Source organism: Spirilliplanes yamanashiensis, assembly GCF_016863475.1.
Classification (GTDB): domain Bacteria; phylum Actinomycetota; class Actinomycetes; order Mycobacteriales; family Micromonosporaceae; genus Spirilliplanes; species Spirilliplanes yamanashiensis.
In genome coordinates this window covers 1-22,694 of record NZ_BOOY01000022.1, presented here as the reverse complement: position 1 = coordinate 22,694, position 22,694 = coordinate 1, and the positions used below count along the sequence as shown (strand labels likewise).

24 protein-coding genes are annotated in these 22,694 nt (G+C 73.4%); 7 read left to right on the top strand and 17 right to left on the bottom strand.

The genetic code is table 11. The features are described 5' to 3' along the window. Positions 1 to 38: 38 nt before the first annotated feature. The 4 genes from Sya03_RS14705 to Sya03_RS14690 are packed head-to-tail and all read right to left on the bottom strand — an operon-like array spanning position 39 to position 4,988. Positions 39 to 2,003, bottom strand: coding sequence for a response regulator (locus Sya03_RS14705; RefSeq protein WP_203938848.1), 1,965 nt, complete (start codon positions 2,001 to 2,003; stop codon positions 39 to 41). Then, positions 2,000 to 2,449 (bottom strand): response regulator, encoded by a 450-nt coding sequence (locus Sya03_RS14700; protein WP_203938847.1) that lies wholly within the window; start codon positions 2,447 to 2,449, stop codon positions 2,000 to 2,002. The genes Sya03_RS14705 and Sya03_RS14700 overlap by 4 nt, the downstream gene beginning before the upstream one ends. Beyond that, positions 2,449 to 3,588 (bottom strand): sensor histidine kinase, encoded by a 1,140-nt coding sequence (locus Sya03_RS14695; protein ID WP_203938846.1) that lies wholly within the window; start codon positions 3,586 to 3,588, stop codon positions 2,449 to 2,451. Before Sya03_RS14695 ends, Sya03_RS14700 begins: the two co-directional genes overlap by 1 nt. Then, the gene (locus Sya03_RS14690; protein WP_203938845.1) at positions 3,585 to 4,988 is read right to left on the bottom strand and encodes a hypothetical protein; all 1,404 of its coding nucleotides are present in this window, start codon (positions 4,986 to 4,988) and stop codon (positions 3,585 to 3,587) included. The genes Sya03_RS14695 and Sya03_RS14690 overlap by 4 nt, the downstream gene beginning before the upstream one ends. Positions 4,989 to 5,105: 117 nt before the next feature. On the opposite strand from Sya03_RS14690, the gene Sya03_RS14685 reads away from it, so the two are divergent. Next, the gene (locus tag Sya03_RS14685) at positions 5,106 to 5,726 is read left to right on the top strand and encodes a putative glycolipid-binding domain-containing protein (protein WP_203938844.1); all 621 of its coding nucleotides are present in this window, start codon (positions 5,106 to 5,108) and stop codon (positions 5,724 to 5,726) included. Here the strand turns inward: Sya03_RS14685 and cds1 are convergent. Together cds1 and Sya03_RS14675 are read right to left on the bottom strand one after the other, a co-directional pair. Continuing rightward, positions 5,692 to 6,798: an L-cysteine desulfhydrase Cds1 gene (cds1, locus tag Sya03_RS14680; RefSeq protein WP_203938843.1), complete on the bottom strand. Its 1,107-nt coding sequence runs from the start codon at positions 6,796 to 6,798 to the stop codon at positions 5,692 to 5,694. The genes Sya03_RS14685 and cds1 overlap by 35 nt on opposite strands. Beyond that, the gene (locus Sya03_RS14675) at positions 6,762 to 7,214 is read right to left on the bottom strand and encodes an Lrp/AsnC family transcriptional regulator (RefSeq protein WP_203938842.1); all 453 of its coding nucleotides are present in this window, start codon (positions 7,212 to 7,214) and stop codon (positions 6,762 to 6,764) included. Before Sya03_RS14675 ends, cds1 begins: the two co-directional genes overlap by 37 nt. Positions 7,215 to 7,416: 202 nt before the next feature. Here Sya03_RS14675 and Sya03_RS14670 point away from each other — a divergent pair, with 202 nt between their 5' ends. Continuing rightward, the gene (locus tag Sya03_RS14670; RefSeq protein ID WP_203938841.1) at positions 7,417 to 7,689 is read left to right on the top strand and encodes a BldC family transcriptional regulator; all 273 of its coding nucleotides are present in this window, start codon (positions 7,417 to 7,419) and stop codon (positions 7,687 to 7,689) included. Between the two features lie 67 nt (positions 7,690 to 7,756). After that, positions 7,757 to 8,191 carry an iron chaperone gene (locus Sya03_RS14665; RefSeq protein ID WP_203938840.1) on the top strand — a complete coding sequence of 145 codons (435 nt, stop codon included), beginning with the start codon at positions 7,757 to 7,759 and terminating at the stop codon, positions 8,189 to 8,191. Here the strand turns inward: Sya03_RS14665 and Sya03_RS14660 are convergent. The 3 genes from Sya03_RS14660 to Sya03_RS14650 are packed head-to-tail and all read right to left on the bottom strand — an operon-like array spanning position 8,188 to position 10,581. Continuing rightward, positions 8,188 to 8,814 (bottom strand): UbiX family flavin prenyltransferase, encoded by a 627-nt coding sequence (locus tag Sya03_RS14660; RefSeq protein WP_203938839.1) that lies wholly within the window; start codon positions 8,812 to 8,814, stop codon positions 8,188 to 8,190. The genes Sya03_RS14665 and Sya03_RS14660 overlap by 4 nt on opposite strands. Positions 8,815 to 8,867: 53 nt before the next feature. Beyond that, complete coding sequence (locus Sya03_RS14655) at positions 8,868 to 10,046, bottom strand: hypothetical protein (RefSeq protein ID WP_203938838.1); 1,179 nt, start codon at positions 10,044 to 10,046, stop codon at positions 8,868 to 8,870. Then, a complete protein-coding gene (locus tag Sya03_RS14650; protein WP_239107516.1) occupies positions 10,027 to 10,581 on the bottom strand; it encodes a SigE family RNA polymerase sigma factor in 555 nt (184 codons plus the stop codon). Before Sya03_RS14650 ends, Sya03_RS14655 begins: the two co-directional genes overlap by 20 nt. Before the next feature lie 117 nt (positions 10,582 to 10,698). Between Sya03_RS14650 and Sya03_RS14645 the strand changes: the two genes are divergently transcribed. Beyond that, entirely contained in the window at positions 10,699 to 10,968 is a 270-nt protein-coding gene (locus Sya03_RS14645) for a DUF2277 domain-containing protein (protein ID WP_203938837.1), read from the top strand. Here Sya03_RS14645 and mqnP read toward each other — a convergent pair. Together mqnP and Sya03_RS14635 are read right to left on the bottom strand one after the other, a co-directional pair. Beyond that, entirely contained in the window at positions 10,965 to 11,867 is a 903-nt protein-coding gene (mqnP, locus tag Sya03_RS14640) for a menaquinone biosynthesis prenyltransferase MqnP (protein ID WP_203938836.1), read from the bottom strand. The genes Sya03_RS14645 and mqnP overlap by 4 nt on opposite strands. Beyond that, positions 11,864 to 13,318 carry a menaquinone biosynthesis decarboxylase gene (locus Sya03_RS14635; protein WP_203938835.1) on the bottom strand — a complete coding sequence of 485 codons (1,455 nt, stop codon included), beginning with the start codon at positions 13,316 to 13,318 and terminating at the stop codon, positions 11,864 to 11,866. Before Sya03_RS14635 ends, mqnP begins: the two co-directional genes overlap by 4 nt. Before the next feature lie 92 nt (positions 13,319 to 13,410). Between Sya03_RS14635 and Sya03_RS14630 the strand changes: the two genes are divergently transcribed. After that, entirely contained in the window at positions 13,411 to 14,289 is an 879-nt protein-coding gene (locus Sya03_RS14630) for a hypothetical protein (RefSeq protein WP_239107514.1), read from the top strand. Here Sya03_RS14630 and ccsB read toward each other — a convergent pair. The 6 genes from ccsB to hemL are packed head-to-tail and all read right to left on the bottom strand — an operon-like array spanning position 14,271 to position 20,244. After that, positions 14,271 to 15,263, bottom strand: a complete 993-nt coding sequence (gene ccsB / locus Sya03_RS14625) for a c-type cytochrome biogenesis protein CcsB (RefSeq protein ID WP_203938834.1) — start codon at positions 15,261 to 15,263, stop codon at positions 14,271 to 14,273. The genes Sya03_RS14630 and ccsB overlap by 19 nt on opposite strands. Next, positions 15,263 to 16,870, bottom strand: coding sequence for a cytochrome c biogenesis protein ResB (gene resB / locus Sya03_RS14620; protein WP_370871936.1), 1,608 nt, complete (start codon positions 16,868 to 16,870; stop codon positions 15,263 to 15,265). Before resB ends, ccsB begins: the two co-directional genes overlap by 1 nt. Continuing rightward, the gene (locus tag Sya03_RS14615; protein ID WP_203938833.1) at positions 16,867 to 17,688 is read right to left on the bottom strand and encodes a cytochrome c biogenesis CcdA family protein; all 822 of its coding nucleotides are present in this window, start codon (positions 17,686 to 17,688) and stop codon (positions 16,867 to 16,869) included. Before Sya03_RS14615 ends, resB begins: the two co-directional genes overlap by 4 nt. A gap of 2 nt (positions 17,689 to 17,690) precedes the next feature. Further along, a complete protein-coding gene (locus Sya03_RS14610) occupies positions 17,691 to 18,269 on the bottom strand; it encodes a TlpA family protein disulfide reductase (protein ID WP_203938832.1) in 579 nt (192 codons plus the stop codon). Beyond that, positions 18,269 to 18,922, bottom strand: a complete 654-nt coding sequence (locus tag Sya03_RS14605; protein WP_203938831.1) for a histidine phosphatase family protein — start codon at positions 18,920 to 18,922, stop codon at positions 18,269 to 18,271. The genes Sya03_RS14610 and Sya03_RS14605 overlap by 1 nt, the downstream gene beginning before the upstream one ends. After that, entirely contained in the window at positions 18,919 to 20,244 is a 1,326-nt protein-coding gene (gene hemL, locus Sya03_RS14600; RefSeq protein ID WP_203938830.1) for a glutamate-1-semialdehyde 2,1-aminomutase, read from the bottom strand. The genes Sya03_RS14605 and hemL overlap by 4 nt, the downstream gene beginning before the upstream one ends. A gap of 140 nt (positions 20,245 to 20,384) precedes the next feature. Between hemL and Sya03_RS14595 the strand changes: the two genes are divergently transcribed. Then, positions 20,385 to 20,732: an STAS domain-containing protein gene (locus Sya03_RS14595; RefSeq protein ID WP_203938829.1), complete on the top strand. Its 348-nt coding sequence runs from the start codon at positions 20,385 to 20,387 to the stop codon at positions 20,730 to 20,732. A 193-nt stretch (positions 20,733 to 20,925) separates the two neighbouring features. Next, a complete protein-coding gene (locus tag Sya03_RS14590) occupies positions 20,926 to 22,584 on the top strand; it encodes a sulfatase-like hydrolase/transferase (RefSeq protein WP_239107512.1) in 1,659 nt (552 codons plus the stop codon). Positions 22,585 to 22,694 lie beyond the last annotated feature (110 nt).

Here is a 22,694-nt window from a genome sequence, read left to right as displayed (position 1 = left end):
GACGATGCCCGGTTCCCCGCGTGGGGGGCCGGGCATCGTCAGCTGTGCCGGACCCCGTTCAGCACCCGGTGCAGGGCGGTGAGCAGGGTCTTGCGGTCGAACGGCTTGTACAGCAGCGAGCCGTCGGAGGGCAGTTCCTGGCCGCCGGGAGCGGGGCCGGCGGTGTAGCCGGACATGAACAGCACGGGCAGGGACGGCCGGATCTCGCGCAGCGACGCGGCCAGCTCGGTGCCGTACATGCCGGGCATGACGATGTCGGTGAGCAGCACGTCGAACTGCTCGGGCCCGGCCGAGAAGATCTTGAGCGCTTCCAGGGGCGCGCCGACCTGGCGCACCCGGTACCCGGAGCGGGTGAGGATGCGCAGCACGACCTCGCGGACGGCGTCCTCGTCCTCGACGAGCAGCACGGACTGGCCCTCGCCGCGCGGGGCGTCGGTGGCGGCCGGGTCGGTGCGGGTGGTGTCGCGGGCGGCGGCGGGCAGGTAGACGCGCACGGTGGTGCCGCGGCCCGGCTCGGAGTCGAGGGCGATGTGGCCGCCGGCGTCGGTGATGACCCCGTACGCGGTGGCGAGCCCCAGCCCGGTGCCCTGGCCGCGCGGCCGGGTGGTGAAGAACGGCTCGAAGGCGCGGCTGAGCACCTCGGGCGGCATCCCGGCGCCGGTGTCGGCGACGCTGAGCGCCACGATGCGGCGGCCGACGGCGGCGACCTCCCGGCCGTACGCGCTGATGTCGGACAGCGGCGCCCCGCTGAGGGTGAGGTTCTCGGTCCGGATGGTGATGCGCCCGCCGGTGGGCATGGCGGCGCGGGCGTTGACGATGAGGTTGACCAGGACCTGTTCCATCTTGGTGCGGTCCACGGTGACGGCGGCGAGCTGCGGGTCCAGTTCGGCGCTGAACTCGATGTCCTCGCCGAGGGTGCGGCTGAGCAGGTCGCGGGTCTCGGCGACGACGGTGTTGAGGTCGACGGTCTCCAGCCGGGACGGTTCGAGCCGGCTGAAGATGAGCAGCTGCCGGGTGAGGGCGGCGCCGCGTTCGGCGGCCTTGCGGATGCCCTCGATGTCGTCCAGGGACGGGTCGTGCTCGGGCAGCGAGTCGGCGAGCATGCCGCAGTAGCCGGTGATGACGGCGAGCAGGTTGTTGAAGTCGTGGGCGACGCCGCCGGCGAGGTGGCCGAGGGAGTCGAGCCGTTCGTTCTGCCGCAGCTGGTGTTCGAGCCGGGCGCGTTCCTCCTCGGCGAGCATCCGCTCGGTGGCGTCGCGCAGGATGCCCTCGACGTACGCGACGTGGCCGTCGGCGTCGACGACGGCGGAGGCGCGCTGTTCCATCCAGACCAGCTGGCCGTCCTTGCGGCGGCAGCGGAACGCCAGCGACTCGGGGTCGGGCGAGCGCCAGGACGCCTTGATGGCGTCGCGGTCCTCGGGCTCGACGAGGTCGAGCAGGTTCATCGGTTCGGCGCGCAGCTCGGCGGGGGTGAAGCCGAGGATGTTCTCGACGGCGGGGCTGACGTAGTCGAGGTCGGGGGCGGGCAGCCAGCGGAACCGGAAGATGACGTCCTGGGCGTGCTCGGCGAGCAGGCGGAAGCGTTCCTCGCTCTTGCGCAGCGCGGACTCGGCGGAGCGGCGCCGCCGGCGGTCCTCGGCCTCGCCGATCTCGCGCTGGACGGCGGGCACGAGCCGGGCGAGCCGGTCCTTGAGCACGAAGTCGTGGGCGCCGGCCTTCATGAGCGCGGCGGCGGTCTCCTCGCCGACCTCGCCGGAGACCAGGATGAACGGGATGTCCAGCCCGGTGGCCTGCACGAGGTCGAGCGCCTCGCGGGCGTTGAACATCGGCATGTTGTAGTCGCTGAGCACGACGTCGGGGCAGCACCGCTCCAGGGCGGCGGCGAGGTCCTCGGCCGTCTCGACCCGCGTGTGCTCGACGGCGACGCCGGCGCGCTGGAACTGCCGCAGGATGAGCAGGGCGTCGTCGTCACTGTCCTCGACGATCAGCAGCGAGACGGTCACGCCTGCGCCTCGCCGCCACGCCACGACGGTGCGGGCTCGTTGACGAGCAGCCAGTAGACGCCGAGCACGTTGGTGGCGTCGAGGAACTCGTTGAACACGACGGGCTTGCGGACGAAGCTGTTGGCGCCGAGCCGGTAGCTCTCCACGATGTCGCGTTCCTCGCTGGACGTGGTGAGCACGACGACGGGCAGCGCGGCGGTGCGCGGGTCGGACCGGATGCGGCGCAGCACCTCCAGCCCGTCGATCTTGGGCAGCTTGACGTCGAGCAGCACCAGTGAGGGCACCAGGCCGGGTTCGCCGCCCGGGGGCAGCAGGTACGACAGGGCCTCCTCGCCGTCGCCGGCGACGACCACCTCGTTCTGCATCTTGTTCTTCTCGAACGCGCGCACGGTGAACAGCACGTCGTCCGGGTTGTCCTCGACGAGCAGGATGGGGCCGCCGTTCATCACTTCTCCCCCAGGTCCTCGAAGCGCAGGTAGAAGGTGGCGCCGTCGCCGGGCTCGCTGGCCGCCCAGACGACGCCGCCGTGCCGCTGCACGATCCGGTTGACGATGGCCAGGCCGATGCCGGTGCCCTCGAAGTCGGTGGCGGCGTGCAGCCGCTGGAACGGGTCGAACAGCTTGGCGGCGTACCGCATGTCGAAGCCGGCGCCGTTGTCGCTGACGGCGAGGACGGGGCCGTCCTCGTGGGCGACGTTACCGACGCGGATGCGGGCGTCGCTGCGCTTCGCGGTGAACTTCCAGGCGTTGCCGAGCAGGTTGAGGAAGACGAGGCGGATGAGGTCGGGGTCGCCGGTGGTGGTGAGCCCGTCGTCGACGACGGCGTCGACGGTGCGGTCGGGGTGGGCGTCGGCCAGGTCGGCGAGCACCTCCCGGGCGGTGGCGCTGATGTCGACGTGTTCGCGGCGCAGCTCGACCCGGGTGGCGCGGGACAGGTTGAGCAGGTCGTCGATCATCTGCGCCATCCGGGTGGCGTTGGCCTCGATGCGTTCGAGGTAGCGCAGGCCGGTGGCGTCGAGCTTGTCGGCGTAGTCCTCCTGGAGCACCTCGCTGAAGCCGGCCAGCGAGCGCAGCGGGGCGCGGAGGTCGTGGGAGACGGAGTACGCGAAGGCGTCCAGCTCCTTCGTCGACGCCTCCAGCTCGGCGGTGCGCTGCTTGACGCGCAGCTCCAGCTCCTCGTTGAGCCGGCGCACCTCCTCCTCGGCCCGCTTGCGCTCGGTGATCTCGGTGGAGATGCCGGCGATGGCGTACGGGTGCCCGTTGGCGTCCATCAGCGGGAACTTGACCGTGATGTACGTGCGCACCCCGTCGTCGCCGGGGGCGATCTCCTCCATCCGCACGGGGCTGCCGAGCGAGATGGCCATGAGGTCGTTCGCCCGGAACGCGTCGGCCACGTCCTTCGGGAACAGGTCGTGGTCGGTGAGCCCGACGATGTTCTCCCGCTGCACGCCGAACAGCCGCTCGTACTCGCGGTTGACGACCATGTAGCGGCCCTCGGTGTCCCGCATGTAGATGACGGCCGAGGTGTTGTCGAGCAGGGCCATGAGCTGTTCCTGGCCGACGAGCGTGCTCCGGACATCCGTCATGCGTCCTCCACCTGTCGTGCGTTGGGGTGCGGGTCACGCCGGCGGGGCCGCGGGGCGCCGTCGGCGAGGGCGGGCAGCTGCCGGCTGCCGCGGACGGTCCGGCCGCCGATGACCATGACCACCTCGATGTCGTCGGCGCGCGGCGGCTTCACGTCGCCGGCGCTCACGACCGCGGGGGTACGCCGCAGCGGGGCGAGCAGGTGGGCGCGGCGCACCCGGGTGAGCCGGTCGAGGAACGACTCGTCCATGCCGGTGGTGCCGCTGCGGTTGGAGACGAGCTCCTTGTCGCCGATGCCGCTGGAGTCGCGGCCGCGCTGCGGGTTGAACAGGAACCGCTTGCTGAGCATGAGGTGCGCTCCGGCGGCCCGGGCGTGCGCGGACAGCAGCAGGTACCAGTCGACGAGCGCGGGGTGCGCGGCGACGATGCCGGCGAGGGCGGGCGCGGTCAGCTCGGCGAGGTGCTCGGGGGCGACGCCGGCGCGGCGCAGCACGGTCTCGGGCAGCGGCGGGCGCTGCATGAGCCGGTGCAGGGCGGTCCACTCGTCGCGCAGCAGCGCCGGTTCGAGCTTGGCGACGTGCCGGTCGTAGCCGGGGTAGCCGATGCCGAGCAGGAAGTCGCGCTTGAGGGCGTCGACGTCGAGGGCGCCGCTGGGCGGGATGTCGCCGGGGCGCCAGTGCACGGCGTACTGCCGGAACACGTCCATGAAGTACTCGGGTTCCATGCCGCGCTCGCCGGTGGGGTTGGCGAAGTCGAGGAACAGCGCGCGCAGCTCCTCGATGAGGCGGGTGGCGAGGCGGACCCGGTCGAGCCCGTCGGGTTCGCACGGGTCGACGAGGCCGTCGCTGATGGGTTCGAGCAGGGCGTTGGCGCCCGCCTCGATCGTCTGGCCCTTCTTGACCAGCTCGAAGAACCACTCCTCGCCGGGGTCGCCGGTGTAGGAGCGGATCAGGCCGTCCTCGAACACCCCGGGCAGCCGGGCGAGGGCGACGCCGCCGACGCGGACCTCGGTGGTGGGCACGTTCCAGAGCACGATCGACGCGTACGTCTCGCGCTGGTAGTGCCCGTCGCCGGCGGCCTCGGCGAGGGCGGCGAAGTAGTCGGGGAAGCTGCGCCCGCGGGCGGTGAGCCCGGCGAACGAGGCGAGGGGGTCGGCCTTGCGCTCGGGGTGGTGTTCCTGGTGGTGCCGGGCGATGGAGGCGCCGGCGAAGCCCAGGCCGATGACGAGGCGGCGGGCGTCGAGGGTGGTGAGGTCGGCGGGGTCGGGCAGGAGGGGCAGGACGTCGCGGGCGAGGCCGGCGGCGACGGTGCCGGAGGGGGCGGCATCGAACAGCACGGCTCGGTTGAGCCGGGGCAGCTCGGTGCGGAGCCAGGTGTCGAGCTGTGCAACGGTTGCGGTCACGCCGACCTCCCGGAAGGGTGTTTCGATCGTAGGTCGCATTTGTGTGACATACCCGAAGAATGCATACCTCAGCGATCTAGGCGGGCACCCTTGCACGGCGGGCGGTACGGTCGCGGCATGGCGACGCTGCCCGGTGCCCTCATGTGGGACCGCCTCGACACGGTCGGGGCCGAACACACCCTCTACGACGTTCGTGCCGGTTTCTACGCCCGCGGCACCCAGATCGCGGTGGACCCGATCCCCTACACGGCGCGCTACGAGCTGCAGACCGACGAGTCGTGGGCGACCACCCGGCTCGACGTGAGCACGGAGGGGGCGGGCTGGGCCCGCACCCTGCGCCTGGAGCTGGCGGCCGGCCGCTGGCGGGCCACCACCGGCGAGCAGGGCAACCTGGACGCGGCCCTGACCGCGTCGGGCCACGCCGGCGCCGGGCTGCCCGGCACCGAGGACCCGGACCTGCTGTTCGGGGCCTTCGACATGGACCTGACCGGCTCACCGCTGACGAACACGCTGCCGATCCGCCGCACCGGCCTGCTCGCGGCCGAGCCGGGGGTGGCGCACCGGATCAGCGTGGCCTGGGTGCTGCTGCCCAGCCTGGAGGTGGTGCAGGCCGACCAGATCTACACGGCGGCCGGGCCGGGCCTGGTGCGGTTCGCGAACGAGACGTTCAGCGCCGACATCGAGGTCGACGACGACGGCTTCGTCAGGCACTACCCGGGGCTGGCCCGCCGCGCATGAACGCCTCGATCGCCGCCAGGTGCGGGGCGATGTCGAGGCCGTGCGCGGCCAGCCAGTCGTCGGAGTAGTAGGTGTCGGCGTAGCGCTCGCCGCCGTCGCAGAGCAGCGTGACCACCGAGCCCTGCTCGCCCGCGGCGCGCATCTCGGCGATCAGGCCGAACGCGCCCCACAGGTTGGTGCCCGTGGAGCCGCCGACGCGGCGGCCGAGCACCGCGCACGCGGCGCGCATCGCGGCCAGCGACCCCGCGTCCGGCACGGGCACCATGCGGTCGACGACCGACGGCACGAACGACGGCTCGACCCGCTGGCGCCCGATGCCCTCGATGCGGGAGCCGCGGTGGGTCACCACCGTCCAGTCGCGGGCCTGCCAGGCGCAGTGGAACGCCGAGTTCTCCGGGTCCACCACGCACACGCGGGTGGGGTGGCGCTGGTAGCGGACGTACCGGCCGATGGTGGCGCTGGTGCCGCCGGTGCCCGCGCCGACGACCACCCACGCCGGGACGGGGTGCCGTTCGAGCGCCATCTGCGCGTAGATGCTCTCGGCGATGTTGTTGTTGCCGCGCCAGTCGGTGGCCCGTTCCGCGTACGTGAACTGGTCCATGAAGTGGCCGTTGTTCTTCTCGGCGAGGCGCTGCGCCTCGGCGACCACCCGGCCCGGGTCGTCCACGAGGTGGCAGGAGCCGCCGTGGAACTCGATGAGCGAGATCTTCTCGTGCGACGTGCTCGCGGGCATGACGGCGACGAACGGCAGCCCGAGCATGCGGGCGAAGTAGGCCTCGCTGACCGCCGTCGACCCGCTGGACGCCTCGACCACCGTGGTGTGCGGGCCGATCCAGCCGTTGCACAGCGCGTACAGGAACAGCGAGCGCGCCAGGCGGTGCTTGAGCGAGCCGGTGGGGTGCACCGACTCGTCCTTCAGGTAGAGGTCGATGCCCCACTCGGGCGGCAGCGGGTACGGCAGCAGGTGTGTGTCGGCGGAGCGGTTCGCGTCGGCCTCGACCTTGGCGACGGCGCGCTCGGTCCAGGCCCGGTCGGCTACCGGCTGCGGCCCGGCTGCGGTCTGTTCTCCCACTTGGTCGAGAGTGCCACGGCGGTGCGGGTCGACGCGACGCCCGGGATGCGGTTCAGCTTCACGATGAGCTGTTCCAGCTCGGCGATGCTCGGCACCCGCGCGGTCAGCTGGTACGACTCCACCCCGGCCATGAAGTAGCAGGACTCGATCTCGGGCATCTGGCGCAGGTAGTCGAGCACGTCGTCGGTGTCGGCGCCGGAGTCCTCGACGATGCCGATGAGCGCGGTGACGCCCAGGCCGATGGTCTCGGGGGCCACCTCGGCCCGGTAGCCGCGCAGGACGCCGCTGGCCTCCAGCTTGCCGACGCGCTCGTGCACGGCCGGCGCCGAGAGCCCCACCTGCCGGGCGAGCTCGGCGTACGACAGCCGGGCGTTGGTGCGCAGCAGCTCCACGAGGCTGAGATCGATGGCGTCCACGGCGACAGACACTATGCGACGGTCACCGCTAGTGACGCACCGGGAGACGCAGCATAGTGGTCAACTTCCTAAATGGGGCGTTTTCTTTGTTTCACGGACGTGGTGCGTTGCCAGTGCTCTAATTGCGGTACGTCCCAATCATGCGCGCCGACACGCACTGTGACCGTTCGGCGACTCCGACATTCACCTGCGAGGAGGGGCCGTGGACACGGGAGACCGTCTGCTGACGCCTGGCGAAGTGGCCGCGTTGTTCCGCGTCGACCCCAAGACCGTGACGCGCTGGGCAGCTGCGGGCCGCATCGGCAGCATCAGGACCCCCGGCGGGCACCGCCGCTTCCGGGAGTCCGAGGTGCGCGCGCTGCTGGAGGGCGACGAGGTGCTCGAGGAGATGCGCGAGGACGACGCCGCGAACCGGCCGCGCAACACCGGCCCGGCGAACCCCGGCGGCTACGGCTCGCCCAACGGGCTGCGCTGACCCGCCCCCGCGCACTCGATCAGTTTCCGAGAAGCGCGGACGGCCGGCGGCTCCCTAGCCTGGGACCATGACGGGTACCGAGCAGGCCGAGGGATTCTCCGCCGCCGAACGCAAGGCCATGAAGGAACGCGCCGCCGAGGTCCGGGCGGCGTCGCGGCGCGGCAGGAAGGCGGCGGACGACGCCGCCGCCGTGCTGGCGAAGATCGCCGAGATGCCCGAGCCCGACCGCGGCCTGGCCGAGCAGGTGCACGCCGTCGTCACCGAGCACGCGCCGGACCTGGCACCGAAGCTCTGGTACGGGATGCCGGCGTACGCGCGCGACGGCAAGATCGTCTGCTTCTTCCAGGGCGCGGCGAAGTTCGAGTCCCGGTACGCCACGCTCGGCTTCAACGACGCCGCGAACCTGGACGACGGCGCCATGTGGCCGACCGCCTTCGCGCTCACGAAGGTGACCGCCGAGGTGAAGGCCCGCATCGCCGAGCTGGTGCGCCGGGCCGCCTAGTCCCGGGCGTTCAGCTCGCCCGTCCAGCGGCGGAACAGGGTGTGCTCCACGCCCAGCGCGTCGAGCACCTTGCCCGCCACGAAGTCGACCAGCTGCTGGGCGCTCGCCCGCGCGCCGGCGCCGTAGAACCCGGGGCTCGCGGGCAGCACCACCGCACCCGCGTCGTGCAGGGCGATCAGGTGCTCCAGGTGGCTGCGGGTCACCGGGGTCTCCCGCGGGACCAGCACGGTGCGGCGGCGCTCCTTCAGGCTCACCTCGGCGGCCCGCTGCAGCAGGTCCTTCGACAGGCCGATCGCGATGCCCGCGCACGCCGCCGTGCTGGCCGGGACGACGGCCATGCCGCGCGCCGGGTAGGAGCCGCTGCTGGGCCCGGCCGCCAGGTCGCCCGCCGCCCAGTACTGCACGTCCGCCCCGCCCGGGTCGACGCCCAGCCAGGTCGCCAGGTCGTCCTTCCAGTGCGCGTCGCGGAACGACACACCCGTCTCGTCGAGGATCGTCAGCCGGGCCGCCCGCGACACCACCAGGTCGACCGGCTCGCCCGCGTCGAGCAGGGCGCGCAGCACCGCCGCCGCGTACGGCGTACCCGACGCCCCCGACACCCCCACGACCCACGGCCTGCGCATCGCTCCAGTGTGCCCGGCCCCGGCGGGCGCCGTGCGGCGCCCGCCGGGATCGCTCAGCGGGCGGGCGCGGGGACCGCCGCCGCCAGCTCCGGCCAGGTGCCCGGGTCGGCGACCGTGGCGAACGTGATGCGCTCCAGCACGCGGCGCAGCTCGGCGGTCGACTCCCGGCCGCTGCCGTACACCTCCGCCTTCCAGCCGCCGCTGGGGTCGAGGCGGTAGCAGAGCCGGTCGTTGCCGGCGTTGCACCAGGTGCCGCCCTCGGGCAGGTCCGCGGGCGGCTTGCTGTTGCCCGCCCAGTCCCGCCGGTACAGGCTGATCCGCAGGTCCTGCACCGTGCTGTCCTCCGGGTCGAGCACCGGCATGGTCAGCCTGGCCGGCACCCGGTCGTCCCCGCGCACGAACCGCAGCCCCGTCGCCTGGAACCCGCCGCCGCCGTGCGGCCAGTCGGCGCCGCGGCCGCCGGAAGAGAACCGGTAGCCGTCCGGCAGCCAGCCCACCGACAGCGCCACGGTCGCCGGCACGGGCCGGGTGCCGCGCAGGCCGTTCGCCACGGCCACCAGGTCGGCGCGGCCGTGCTCCTCGGGCGTCACGTTGTCGAGCACCGCCCACGCGTCGTCGGCGTACTGCCACGCCAGGGCCGGCCACCGCATGCCGCCGTCCACCGGCTCCTCATCGATGGGCAGGTTCGGGCTGAAGAACGCCGGTCGGCCCTGCACGCGCAGCCGCTCCGCGCCGGTGTACCGCTTCGGGTCGAACACCCCCGGCCGGTACACGGTCAGCAGCAGGCTGCTGCCCGGGGCGCTGATGTCGCCGCGGTCGTCCACGACGGTCTCCATCTCGCCGTCGACCCGCACGGGCGCCTGCTGGAACCACGGCGTCAGCAGCGACGGGTCGCCCACCTCGAAACGGCCCACGGTGTAGCCGCGGAACGCGTACGCGGTGGGGTCGGCCGGGAACACGACCGGCCCGGCGGCCGGCCGCGGCGCCGCCGGCGCGAGGCTCGGCGCCGGCGCCCCCTCGGGCCCGCCGGCGACCAGCTGCGGCACGGCCGCCGCCCCGGCCACGGCCAGCACGGCCGCCGCCGCCCCGCCCGCCGCCCAGCCCGCCCGCCGGCGCCGCCGCAGCCGGCGGCCCTCCGAGACGATGTCGTCCACGGTGTGCACGAGCCGTGGCGCGTCGGCACTGGCCTCCACCGCGGCCTCCGTCAGCAGGTCATGCAGGTCGTGCTTCATGGCGCCCTCTCAGGTTCAGAACGTCGGCGGGGACCCCCCGGTCCGGCTCGCCGACGTGCAGGATGTCGCGCAGCGCCGCCAGGCCCCGCGCGGTGTAGCTCTTGACGGTGCCCTCGGGACAGGCCAGCGCCTCCGCGGTCTCCTGGACGCTCAGGCCCTCCAGGAACCGCAGCACCAGCACCGCCCGCAGCTTCGGCGACAGGCGGCTCAGCGCCTCCCGCACCACGAGCCGGTCGTCGACCGCGTGCGTGCCGTCCGGGCCCGGCGGCGGCTCCGGCATCGCGTGGCTCATGCCGCGCTCGCGCCGCCACCACGGCCGCCGGGTCTCGTCGATGGCGGCGCGCACGACCATCCGGCGGGCGTACGCCCCCGGGTTGTCGACCCTGCTCCACCGCCCGTACAGCCGGGCCAGCACCGTGCAGGCCGCGTCCTCCGCCGCCTGCCAGTCCCCGCACGTCAGGTACGCCAGCCCGCGCAGGGACTCCAGCTGGACCTCGACGAAGGCCCGGAACTCTGCTTCCTCGTCGCCGTTCACCAGTCCTCGCTCCGATCTGTCGGAGCAAGACGGACCGGCCCCGCCCGCGGGTTGCATCACCGGCGCCGGGAAAATCTCCCGCGGGCCACCCAGTGTGCCTCGCCTAAGCTGGTGGGCATGTGCCGGAACATCCACCAGCTGCACAACTTCGAGCCGCCCGCCACGCACGACGAGGTGCACGCCGCCGCGCTGCAGTACGTGCGCAAGGTCGCCGGCGCCACCCGCCCGTCGCAGGCCAACCAGGCCGCGTTCGACCGGGCCGTCGCCGCCGTCGCCGCCGCCACCGAGGAGCTGCTCGCCGAGCTCGTCACCACGGCGCCGCCGAAGAACCGCGAGGTCGAGGCCGCCAAGGCCCGCGCCCGCGCGGAGAAGCGGTACGCCTCCTAGGCGCGCAGGCCCAGGCGCAGCACGAGGTCGAGCAGGGCGAACAGGAACAGGGCGATGCCCACGAACCCGTTCGCCGTGAAGAACGCCCGGTTGACCCGCGACAGGTCCCGCGGCGTCACCACCACGTGCTGGTAGGCGAACGCGGCCGCCGTCAGCACCAGGCCGATCCACCACGGCCAGCCCAGCCCCACCAGCTCGCCGAACCACACGAACAGCGCGAACGTCACCACGTGCGTGACCGTCGACAGGTGCAGGGCGGCGCGCACCCCGTAGCGGGCGGGCGTGCTGTGCACCCCGATCTCGCGGTCGACGTCGACGTCCTGGCAGGCGTAGATGAGGTCGAACCCGCCGATCCACAGCCCGACCGCGGCGGCCAGCACCCACGCCGGCCCCGACCCGGCGAACGTGCCGGTGACCGCCAGCCACGCCCCGACCGGCGCCACGGCCTGCGCCAGCGCCAGCACGAAGTGCGGGAAGTTCGTGAACCGCTTCGCGTACGGGTACACCACCAGCGGGATCACGGCCAGCGGCGACAGCACCAGGCACAGCGGGTTCAGCGCCGCCGCGGCGGCGAACAGCACGGCCAGCGACACCGCCGCGCCGGTCCAGGCCGTCCGCAGGCTCACCGCCCCGGTCACCAGCTCGCGGTTCCGGGTACGCGGGTTCAGCGCGTCGATCTTCCGGTCGAGGATGCGGTTGGCGGCCATGGCGAACGTGCGCCCGCCCACCATGGCGACCGTCACGAGCAGCAGCACGCCCCAGCGCACCGTCCCGCCGTCGCGCAGCATGGCGGTCAGCGTGGCCAGGTAGGCGAACGGCAGCGCGAACACGGAGTGCTCGACGGCGACGAGGCGCAGGAACGCCTTCACCCGGCCCGGCTGCTCCGGCGCGAGCGTCATATGCCGTATTCCTTCCACCGCTTGTCGACCAGCGCGGCCACCTCCGGCGACATGGTCATCTCCTCGGGCCAGCCGCGCGTGTAGCCCTCGGTGGGCAGCTTGCGGGTGGCGTCGATGCCGGCCTTGCCGCCCCAGAACTGCTGGTACGACGCGTGGTCGAGGTGGTCGACGGGCCCCTCGGTGACCATCAGGTCGCGCGAGTAGTCGACGTTGCCGAACGCCCGGAACGCCACCTCGTGGTAGTCGTGCACGTCGCAGTCCTCGTCGACGACCACGATGAGCTTCGACAGCGACATCAGGTGCGCGCCCCACACCGCGTTCATGATCTTCTGCGCGTGCTTCGGGTACCGCTTGCGGATGCTCACGATGACGCAGTTGTGGAACACGCCCGCCGCCGGCATGTCGTAGTCGACGATGTCCGGGATCAGCATCCGCAGCAGCGGCAGGAAGATGCGCTCGGTGGCCTTGCCGAGGCCGTGGTCCTCCTGCGGCGGCTTCGACGTGATGATCGAGTGGTAGACCGGGTCGCGCTGCATCGTCATCGTCTCGATGTGCAGCACCGGGAACGGCTCCACCGGCGTGTAGAACCCGGTGTGGTCGCCGAACGGGCCCTCCGGCAGCCGCTCCCCCGGCTCCAGGTAGCCCTCGAGCACCACCTGCGCGTTCGCCGGCACCTGCAGCGGCACGGTCAGGCAGTCGACCATCTCGACCCGCTCGCCGCGCAGGAACCCGGCGAACAGGTACTCGTCGATGTCGCCGGGCAGGGGCGCGCTGGCCGCGTACGACACCACCGGGTCGGCCCCGAACGCCACCGCCACCGGCAGCCGCTCGTGCCGCCGCTCCGCCACCGCGTGGTGCGCCGTCGAGTCCTTGTGGATCTGCCAGTGCATGCCCAGCGTGTTGTGGCTGTGCTGCTGGAGCCGGTACAGCCCGAGGTTGCGCTTGCCCGTCTCGGGGTGCTTGGTGTGGGTCAGCCCGAAGTTGTGGAAGACGCCGCCGTCGCCCGGCCACACCTGCAACCCCGGCAGCCGGTTCAGGTCGACGTCCCGCCCGCGGTACACGACCTGCTGGCACGGCGCCGTCTTCACCTTGCGCGGCGGCAGCGACTTGAGCTGCAGCACCTTGCCGAGCCCCTCCCGGATGCCCGACCACCCCACCGGCAGCTCCGGCTTGATCATCGCGCCGATCCGGTCCCCGATCTCGTCGAGGCTGTCGACGCCGAGCGCCATCGCGGTGCGCTTCTCGGTGCCGAACAGGTTCAGCGCCACCGGCATCTCACCCCGCGTGGGCCGCTCGAACAGCAGCGCCGGCCCCCCGGCCCGCACGGTGCGCGTCACGACCTCGCTGATCTCCAGCGTCGGATCGACCGGGACACCGACCCGGCGCAGCTCACCGGCGCGCTCCAGCGCCGCGAGGAAATCCTTCAGATCGGTGTACGGGAAGCCGCCCATGGTCCTCAGTCTGTCCTACCCGAACCCCGCCCGGCACGTGACCTTGCCGACCACCGGCGTCACCGCCGGTCACCCGGCGCCGTTGAGCAGGCATGAGGTCGCGAACGGTGGGCCGGTGCTGCGCGCTCGCCGCCCTGACGGCGGGTCTCGCGCTGGCCGCTCCCGCCGCCTCCCACCCGGCCGCGCTGCCCGCCTGCGTCCCGTCCGGCGGGGCGCCCACCGACGCCCCCACCGGCCCGCCGAGCGCCGCCGCCCCCGGCGCCTGCCGCGCGGCCGACATCCCCGAGTCGGCCGTCCCCCGGCCCCCGGCGGGCGGTTACCAGCACCTCGGCGCCACCACCGCCGGCGAGTGGTCCGGGGTCTCCGGCCGGTTCGCCGTGCGCGACGCCCGGGTGCGGTCCCGCACCCACGACTTCGTGGCCGCCCGGTTCATGGTGAAGCGGGACCTCGGCGGCGGCGAGGTGTCCTGGCTGGAGGCCGGCTGGGCCGAGACCGGCTGGGCGGGCGACGGCCGCCAGCGCATCTACACCTACGACACGAACAGCCGCGCCTGGCGCTTCTACGACCAGTACCCCCTGCGCGACGGCGACCAGGTGTGGCTCGACCTGCGCACCGACGCCGACGGGGTCTGGCAGGCGTGGCTGTGGTGGGACGGCCGGTGGAACCTGCTGACCGCCGAGCGGCTGCGCGTCGGCCCGGCCGCGCAGGCCGAGCAGTACGTGGAGCTGCACACGGACAGCCGCCGCCCCGCCCCGGTGTCGGTTCCCCCGGTGACGGTCGACAACGTGCAGCTCAAGCCGGCGGGCGCCGCCCCGGTCCGCTACTGGCGCGACGACGTGCCGACGATCACCGACGACGCGAACCCGGCCCGCCGCCCGGACCTCTGCCTGACCTGGACGACCCACTACGACACCTGGTCGGCGGGCAGCTGCCCGCCGGGGCCGCCCGGGGGTCAGCCGGCGTCGGCGTAGGAGTGCAGGCCCTCGAAGAACAGGTTGACGCCGAAGAGGTTCATCAGCATCGTCACGAAGCCGGCGATGGCGATCCACATGGCCGTCGTGCGCTTGACGCTCGGGGTGGCGCGGGCGTGCAGGTAGCCGGCGTAGACCACCCAGCTGATGAACGCCCACACCTCCTTGGGGTCCCAGCCCCAGTAGCGCCCCCACGACGCCTCGGCCCAGATCGGGCCGGCGATGAGGGCGCCGAAGGTCCAGATCGGGAACGCGAACGCGTGCATGCGGAAGGTGAGGCGTTCGAGGAGGGCGGCGGCGGGGGCGCGGCGGCCGAGGGTGTACGGGAAGGAGCGCTTGCCGTTGTCGTAGCCGGTGCGCAGCAGGTACATCGTGGCCGGGACGACGCCGACGAGGAAGATGCCCGACGAGATCATCACGGCGGCGACGTGGATGACGAACCAGTACGAGTCGAGGGCGGGCACCAGCGGGCCGACCGGGGTGTAGGCGACCATGCCGGCGGCGCCGATGAGGACGACGAGCACGAGCGAGACGTACAGGCCGAGGTGGCGCAGGGCGGGGCGGCGCACGAGCACGCCGGCCCACACGACGGCGGCGATGAGGGTGGCCGTGAGGATGTACTCGTACATGTTGCCCCACGTCAGCCGCCCGGCGGCGAGGCCGCGGGTGACGACGGTGCCGGTGTGGGCGGCGACGCCGACGGCGTACAGGGCGACGGCGGCGCGGCCGGCCCAGGCGGCGCCGGTGGTGTCGCGCGGGGCGGCGGGCCCGGCCGCGGCGGCGACCGGGGAGACGACCGGGGCGGCGGGCGGGGTGGCCGGGGCGCCGGCGTAGGCCAGTTCGGCCTCGGGGCGCAGGGCGGCGCGGCCGACGTGGCTGCGGGTGCCGAAGGCGTACTCGGCGGCGTGGCCGATCATCGCGGCGAGGTACGCCAGGACCGTCACCACGAGCAGCTGGTTGGACAGCTCTTCCATCATTCCGGCCTTTCAGCGCGTGCCGCGGCGACGAGCCGGTCGAACTCGTCGGCGAAACCCGGGTAGTCGGTGCGCGGCAGACCACCGGCTTCGATCAGGCTAACCCCGGCCGGGCCGCCCGCGGCCGCGGGTCCGGCGGGGGTGACCCGGAAGAACACGCGGCGGCGGCGCCCGGCGAGGGAGAGCATGAGCCCGGCCAGGCCGGCGACGGAGCCGACGAGCAGGAGCGACTGGGCCGGGTTGGCGCGCACGGAGACGGTGATCCAGCGGCGGGTGCCGGCGAACTCGATGCGGCTGCCGTCGGCGAGCTGCCACGCCTCGCCGGGGCGCAGCAGCCTGCCCTCGCCGACGGGCTTGAGCTTGCCGCGGTCGATCTGGCCGCGCGGCAGCTGGTACACGCTGGCCGGGTTGCCCACCTCGAGGCCGAGGTCGCCGCGGTAGGCGAACAGCATGACGGCCGGGTCGCGCTCGCCGGGGTACGTGGAGCTGGTGAACGGGGGCTGCGACCGTACCGTCGGCATGTAGAGGCCCTCGAACGCCCACTGGGCGTCGGCGGGCTGCCGGCCGGTGGCGGGGTCGACGTTGACGTCGGCGAACATCGCGACGCCCTCGGCGGTCTGCAGGCTGTCGGTGGGCAGGAACGGCACGACCCGGGTGAGCTGCTGGCCGTACCGGTCGGTGAAGCGCAGGATCGGCGCGTAGCCGTTGCCGAGCAGGTAGACGCTGGCGCCGTCGAGGCGCAGCGGGTCGTTGACGGAGAACGACCGCTGCTCGGCGGCGCCGCCGGACTCGACGGTGACGTCGGCCCGGAACGAGGTGGGCTGGCCGTCCTCGGTCCAGGTGGCGTCGAACGTGTCGAGCTGCACGCAGAACGGCGGCAGGTCGGCGGGCTGGACGCGGGCGCCGAGGCCGGACTCGTCGTACTGCTGGAGGGTGTTGCAGAACGCCTTGTCGGCGCCGGCGACGACGAGGCGGTTGCCGTGCCAGCCGTACCAGGAGCCGAAGCCGACGCCGACGAGCACGGCGAGCAGGGCGACGTGGAACAGCAGGTTGCCGGTCTCCTTGGCGTAGCCCTTCTCGGCGCCGACGGTCCACGACCCGTCGGCGTGCTCGCGGACCCGGGTGCGGAAGCCGCGCAGCGACCGGGCGATCGCGGCGGCGGCGTCCGCGGGCGCCGCGTCGCTCGCGGCGGGTGCCGCGTGCTGCGGCAGCCGGGCCAGGTTCCTCGGGGCGTCCGGGGGTACGGACCGCAGCGCGCGCACGTGCTCGGCGAGGCGCGGCAGCACGCAGCCGATCAGCGACGTGAACAGCAGCAGGTAGATGGCGGAGAACCAGGGCGACGCGTAGACCTCGAAGAAGCCGAGCCGGTCGAGGGTGGGCGCCAGGTCGGGGTGGGCGGCGTAGTACTCGCCGACGTTCTCCCGGTTGACGCCGCGCTGGGGCAGCAGCGAGCCGGGGATGGCGGCGAGCGCGAGCAGGAACAGCAGCACCAGGGCGGTGCGCATGCTGGTGAGCTGGCGCCACCCGTTGCGCAGGCTCGCGAGCAGCCGGTTGGGGCGCCTCGGCGGGGCGGGCGCGGGCTCGACGCGCTCGTCGACGGCGGTCACAGCAGCGCGCCGGCGTCGAAGTTGAACGTGGTGCGCAGCCAGATGAGGAAGCCGTCCCAGCCGCCGGTGATGAGCGCCAGGCCCACCACGATGAGCATGACGCCGCCGACGCGGGTGACCCACCGGCTGTGCCGGCGCACGGCGGTGAACACGCCGATGAGCTGCCGGAACGCCAGCCCGAACGCGACGAACGGCAGCCCGAGGCCCAGCCCGTACGCGACGGCGAGGGTGACGGCCCGCCCGGTGCCGCCCGCGGTGGTGCCGAGGACGAGGACCGCGCCGAGGGTGGGCCCGACGCAGGGGATCCAGGAGAACGCGAACAGCGCCCCGAAGACGGGGGCGCCGAGCAGCCCGGCCGACGGCAGGCGGTGGATGCGGGCCTCGCGCTGCAGCCCGGGCACGAGCCCGAGGAACGCCAGCCCGAACACGACGATGAGCAGCCCGCCGATGACGTTGAACGTCTGCTTGTGGGTGAGCAGGGCGACGCTGACCTGCGACGCGGCGGCCACGATGATCGTGAACACGGCGGTGAACCCGGCGACGAACAGCAGCGACCCGGCGAGCATCCGGCGCCGCCCGGCGGCGACCGTCATCGTCGGCCTGGCCTCGACCAGCACCGCGCCCTCGGCGGCGGGCCGGGGGGTGCCGAGCGCGGCGTCGAGGTCGGCCCCGGCCAGCCCGGTCATGTACGACAGGTAGCCCGGCACCAGCGGCAGGATGCACGGCGACAGGAAGCTGACGAGCCCGGCGAGCGCCGCGACGGCCACCGCGAGCAGCAGCGGCCCGTCGGTGGCGATGCCCGCGAACGTCTCGCCCATGGTCAGTTCCCGACCGGCTCGGCGGGGATCGGCTCGGCGGCGATGCGCTCGACGACGGGCCGCAGCTCGGCGGCGGTGACGGCGGCCCGCTTCACGGCGGCGATGCGCCCGGCCCGGTCGAGCACCATCGTCACGGGCGTGGTGTTCGGCGTGACCTTGAACTGCAGCGCGACCTTGCTGGCCGGGTCGAACAGGCTCGGGTACGTGGCGCGGGTGCGCTCGAACGCCCGGGCGGCGTCCCGGTCGTCGTTGTGGTTGACGCCGACGAACTCGACCCGCTGGCCCTTCGTCGCCTGGTACGTCTGCTCCAGGTCGTCGGCCTCGGCCCGGCACGGGTTGCACCAGGAACCCCAGAAGTTGACGACGACGACCTTGCCGGCGACGTCGGACAGCTTCCACATCCGTCCGTCGAGCAGTTCGCCGCGCAGCTCGGCGGGCGGCGGCCGGTCGTCGCCCGCGCACTCGATGAAGCCGGTCGCCGACGTGGTGCAGCGGTCCTCCCACGACTCGCCGCCGCAGCCGGTGAGGGCACCCGCGGTCAGGGCGGCGGCGGCGAGGGCGGCGAGCGCGCGGCGGGTCATCAGGCGCCCTTCGCGTCCTTGGCGCCCGGCGACAGCGCCACCAGGTGGGCGGCGGGCTCCGAGTACTCGATGCCGGTGACCCGCGCGCCGGTGAAGTGGAACGACGTCAGGCTGGCCAGCCCGCACTGGCGGCGGCGCGGGTCGTGCCAGAGGCGCTTCTTCTCGACGTACCGGCGCAGCGTCCAGATGGGCAGCTGGTGGGAGACGCAGACGGCCTCGTGGCCCTCGGCGGCGACCCGGGCGGCCTGCACCGCCTCGAACATGCGGGCGGCGATGTGCAGGTACGGCTCGCCCCACGACGGGGTGACCGGGTCGCGCAGCACCCACCAGTTGCGCGGGTTGCGCAGCGAGCCGTCGCCGACGCTGACCTGCTTGCCCTCGAAGAAGTTGGCGCTCTCGATGAGCCGGGTGTCGCTGGCGACGTCGAGGGAGAACTGGGCGGCGAACGGCTCGGCGGTCTCCTGCGCGCGTTCGAGCGGGCTGGCGACCAGGTGGGTGACGTCGCGGTCGGCGAGCGCCTGGGCGGCGGCCTTGGCCATCTGCGCGCCCAGTTCGGAGAGGTGGAAGTCGGGCAGCCGGCCGTACAGGATCTTGCCCGGGTTGTGCACCTCGCCGTGCCGCAGCACGTGCACCACGGTCGTCGACTCGCTCATGCCGCGGCCGCCTCCTCCGCCGCGGCGGGCAGGGCCGCCGCGATCTGCTCCAGCGCCGCGTCGTCGATCGCGGCCGACACGAACCAGGACTCGTACGCGCTCGGCGGCAGGTAGACGCCCCCGGCGAGCATGGCGTGGAAGAACGCCTTGAACGCGGCGACGTCCTGGGTGCGGGCGCCGTCGTAGTCGCGCACGTCGGCGTCGGTGAAGAAGAACGAGAACATGTTGCCGGCGGTGGCGACCCGGTGCGGCACGCCCGCCTTGCTCAACGCGTCGGTGACCAGGCCCTGGATGGTCGCGGCGGTCTCGTCGAGGCGGCGGTAGAGCGCGGCGTCGGCCAGCCGGAGGCTGGCGAGCCCGGCGGCGCAGGCCAGCGGGTTACCGGACAGCGTGCCCGCCTGGTAGACGGGCCCGGCCGGGGCGAGGTGCGCCATGACCTCGGCGCGCCCGCCGAACGCGGCCGCGGGCAGCCCGCCGCCCATGACCTTGCCGTAGGTGACGAGGTCGGCGTCGGCCGGGTCGAGCCCCAGCCAGCCGCCCGGGGCGACCCGGAACCCGGTCATGACCTCGTCGACGATGAGCAGCGCGCCGTGCGCGTGCGTGATGCGGGCGAGCGCCTGGTTGAACCCGTCGCGCGGCGCGACGACGCCCATGTTGCCGGCGGCGGCCTCGGTGATGACCGCGGCGATCTCGGCGCCGTCGGCGGCGAAGACGGCCTCGACGGCGGCGACGTCGTTGTAGGGCAGCACGATGGTCTCGCTCGCGGCGGCCTTGGTGACGCCGGGCGAGTCGGGCAGCCCGAACGTGGCGACGCCGGACCCGGCCGCGGCGAGCAGCCCGTCGGCGTGGCCGTGGTAGCAGCCCGCGAACTTGACGATCTTGGACCGGCCGGTGACGCCGCGGGCCAGCCGGATCGCCGACATGGTGGCCTCGGTGCCCGAGTTGACCAGCCGCACCTGCTCGACCGGGGTGCGCCCGACGATCTCGGCGGCCAGCTCCACCTCGCCCGGCGTCGGGGTGCCGAAGCTGGTGCCCAGCGCGGCCGCCTGCTGCACGGCCGCGACCACCTCGGGGTGGGCGTGGCCGTGGATCAGCGGGCCCCACGAGCAGACCAGGTCGGCGTAGCGGCGGCCGTCCGCGTCGAACAGCCACGGGCCCTCGCCGCGAACCATGAAGCGGGGGGTGCCGCCGACAGCGCGGAACGCGCGCACAGGGGAGTTGACCCCGCCCGGCACGATGGCGCGGGCGCGGTCGAACAGGGCCTCGGAAGCCGGGGCGTCGGCCGGGTACCGGCCCCCCGCGGCATGCAATGAATCGGTCACGGTGAGCCCATTCTGACAGCGGGAAGCGACGACCGGGCACTACCCCCACTCCCGGTTGCCCATGTCACGCAGCTGTTTCCCAGCTGTGGCCCAGACGTTCCCGACAGGCCGGCGGGCACGAGCCGCGCTAGGCTACCGGCGTGGAGCGTCCCGAGCTGTCGATCACGGTGCAGCGCGCCCCCGACGAGGTCGTGTTCCACCTCGCCGGGGAGATCGACATGCTCACCGTCGCCAGACTGTCCGCCCTGGTCAGCGAGGCCCTGAGCGGCGCCGACGGGCACGAGACACCCGCCCGCATCGTCCTCGACATGGCCGGCGTGACGTTCTGCGACTCGCAGGGCCTGGGCACGCTCGTGGTCCTCAGCCGCAAGGCCAGCCACGCCCGGGCCGTCCTCAGCCTCACCAACGTGGGTGATTTCCTCCTGCGCGTCCTCGACATCACGGGGCTGCGCTCGGCGCTGGTCATCAGCAACGAGAGCCGGGCCTGACCCGCTGGGGCACATCCCAGAGCAGCACCCCGTCCGCGGGTCACCTCGTCCACGCCTGGACGATGGCACCGCGCACTGAATCCGGACAAGGTACGCGAGGGCGCCGTTGCGGGGCCGCAGGTGAACTGATGAGCCCGGGCAGCCGTTTCAGCTAGTGACCGAGGAACACCGGCCGCCCAGAAGGATCCTCGCCTTGTCGTTCGTCACGCGCCTGCGCCGCCCCCTCGGGTGGCTGCTCACCATTCTGGCCGCCGCCCTGGTCGTCGCGATCCTGGTCGCGCCGAACCGGTACGGCCGGCTCGGGGTCGCCGCCTTCCTGCGCATCCCCATCGAGGGCATCGCCGCGGCCGCCCTGCTCGTGGTGCTGCCGCGGCGGCCCCGCCGGATCGTGGCGGTGCTGCTCGGCGCCGCCGTCGGCGTCCTCGGCCTGGTCAAGGTGGCCGACATGGGGTTCTACGAGTCGTTCGCCCGGTCGTTCGACCCGGTGCTCGACTGGGGGCTGCTCGACGACGGCTTCAACTTCCTCACCGACGCGGTGGGCCGCGGCGGCGCGATCGGGGTGGCGATCGGGGCGGCGCTGCTGGTCGCCGGGGTGGTGACGCTGTGCGCGCTGGCGATGCTGCGCCTGTCGACGGTGCTGGTCAGCCACGACCGGGTCGCCCGGCGGGGCATCGCCGCGGCCGCCGCCGCCTGGGCCGTGCTGGCGGTGGCGGGCGTCGTGGTGCTGCCCGGCCGCCCGGTCGCGTCGGACAGCTCCGCCAACCTGGCGTTCGGGCGCCTGCTCGGCGTCAAGGCGGGCCTGCACGACCGGCAGGCGTTCGCCGACGCCGCCGCCGTCGACGCGTTCCGCGGCACCCGCGACGCCGACATGCTCACCGCGCTGCGCGGCAAGGACGTGGTGTTCGCGTTCATCGAGAGCTACGGCCGCGACGCCGTCGAGGACCCCGAGTTCGCCCCGCAGGTCGGCGCCGTGCTCGACGACGGCACCCGCCGCCTCGCCGCCGCCGGATACGCCTCGCGGGCCGGCTGGCTGACGTCGTCGACGTTCGGCGGCTACAGCTGGTTCGCGCACTCCACGTTCCACTCGGGCCTGAAGGTCTCCAACCAGCAGCGCTACCGCACGCTGGTGGCCAGCGACCGGCAGACGCTGCCGAGCATGTTCCGCCGGGCGGGCTGGGAGACCGTCGGGATGGAGCCCAACAACACGTACGCGTGGCCCGAGGGCGACTTCTACGGCTACGACCGGGTCCACGACTCGCGCAACATCGGCTACCGCGGCCCGAAGTTCAGCTGGTCGGCGATGCCGGACCAGTTCACCCTGGCCGCGTTCGAGCGGCTGGAGCGCGGCCGCGCCGGCCGCGGCCCGCTGATGGCCGAGGTGTCGCTGAGCTCCAGCCACACCCCGTGGGCGCCGATCCCCCAGTTCATCGACTGGTCGGCCGTCGGCGACGGGTCCGTCTACGGGCCGATGGCCGCCGCCGGCCCCACCGCCACCGAGATCTGGAAGGACAAGAAGCGGGTCCGCGCGGAGTACCGCCGGTCGATCGAGTACTCGCTGACCAGCCTCGTCTCGTACGTCGAGCACTACGGCGACGACGACCTGGTGCTCGTCATCCTCGGCGACCACCAGCCGAACGCCACGGTCACCGGGGACGGCGCCAGCCACGACGTGCCGATCACGCTGATCAGCCGCGACCCGGCCGTCACCGGCCGGATCGCGTCGTGGGGCTGGGACGACGGCCTCAAGCCCGGCCGCCGCGCGCCCGTGTGGCCGATGGAGGACTTCCGGGACCGGTTCCTCACCGCGTACGGCTCCCGGCCCGCCGACGGCAGCCTGGCCGCGCCGCGCTAGGTGTAGTGCCCATGAGCGTTGTTGACGCGGCGTGGTGGCTTGAGATGTAAGAAGACCTCCGGCGAGGTGGAAGTTGCGACGCTTCACCTACCCGGAGGTCTCTATGGCTC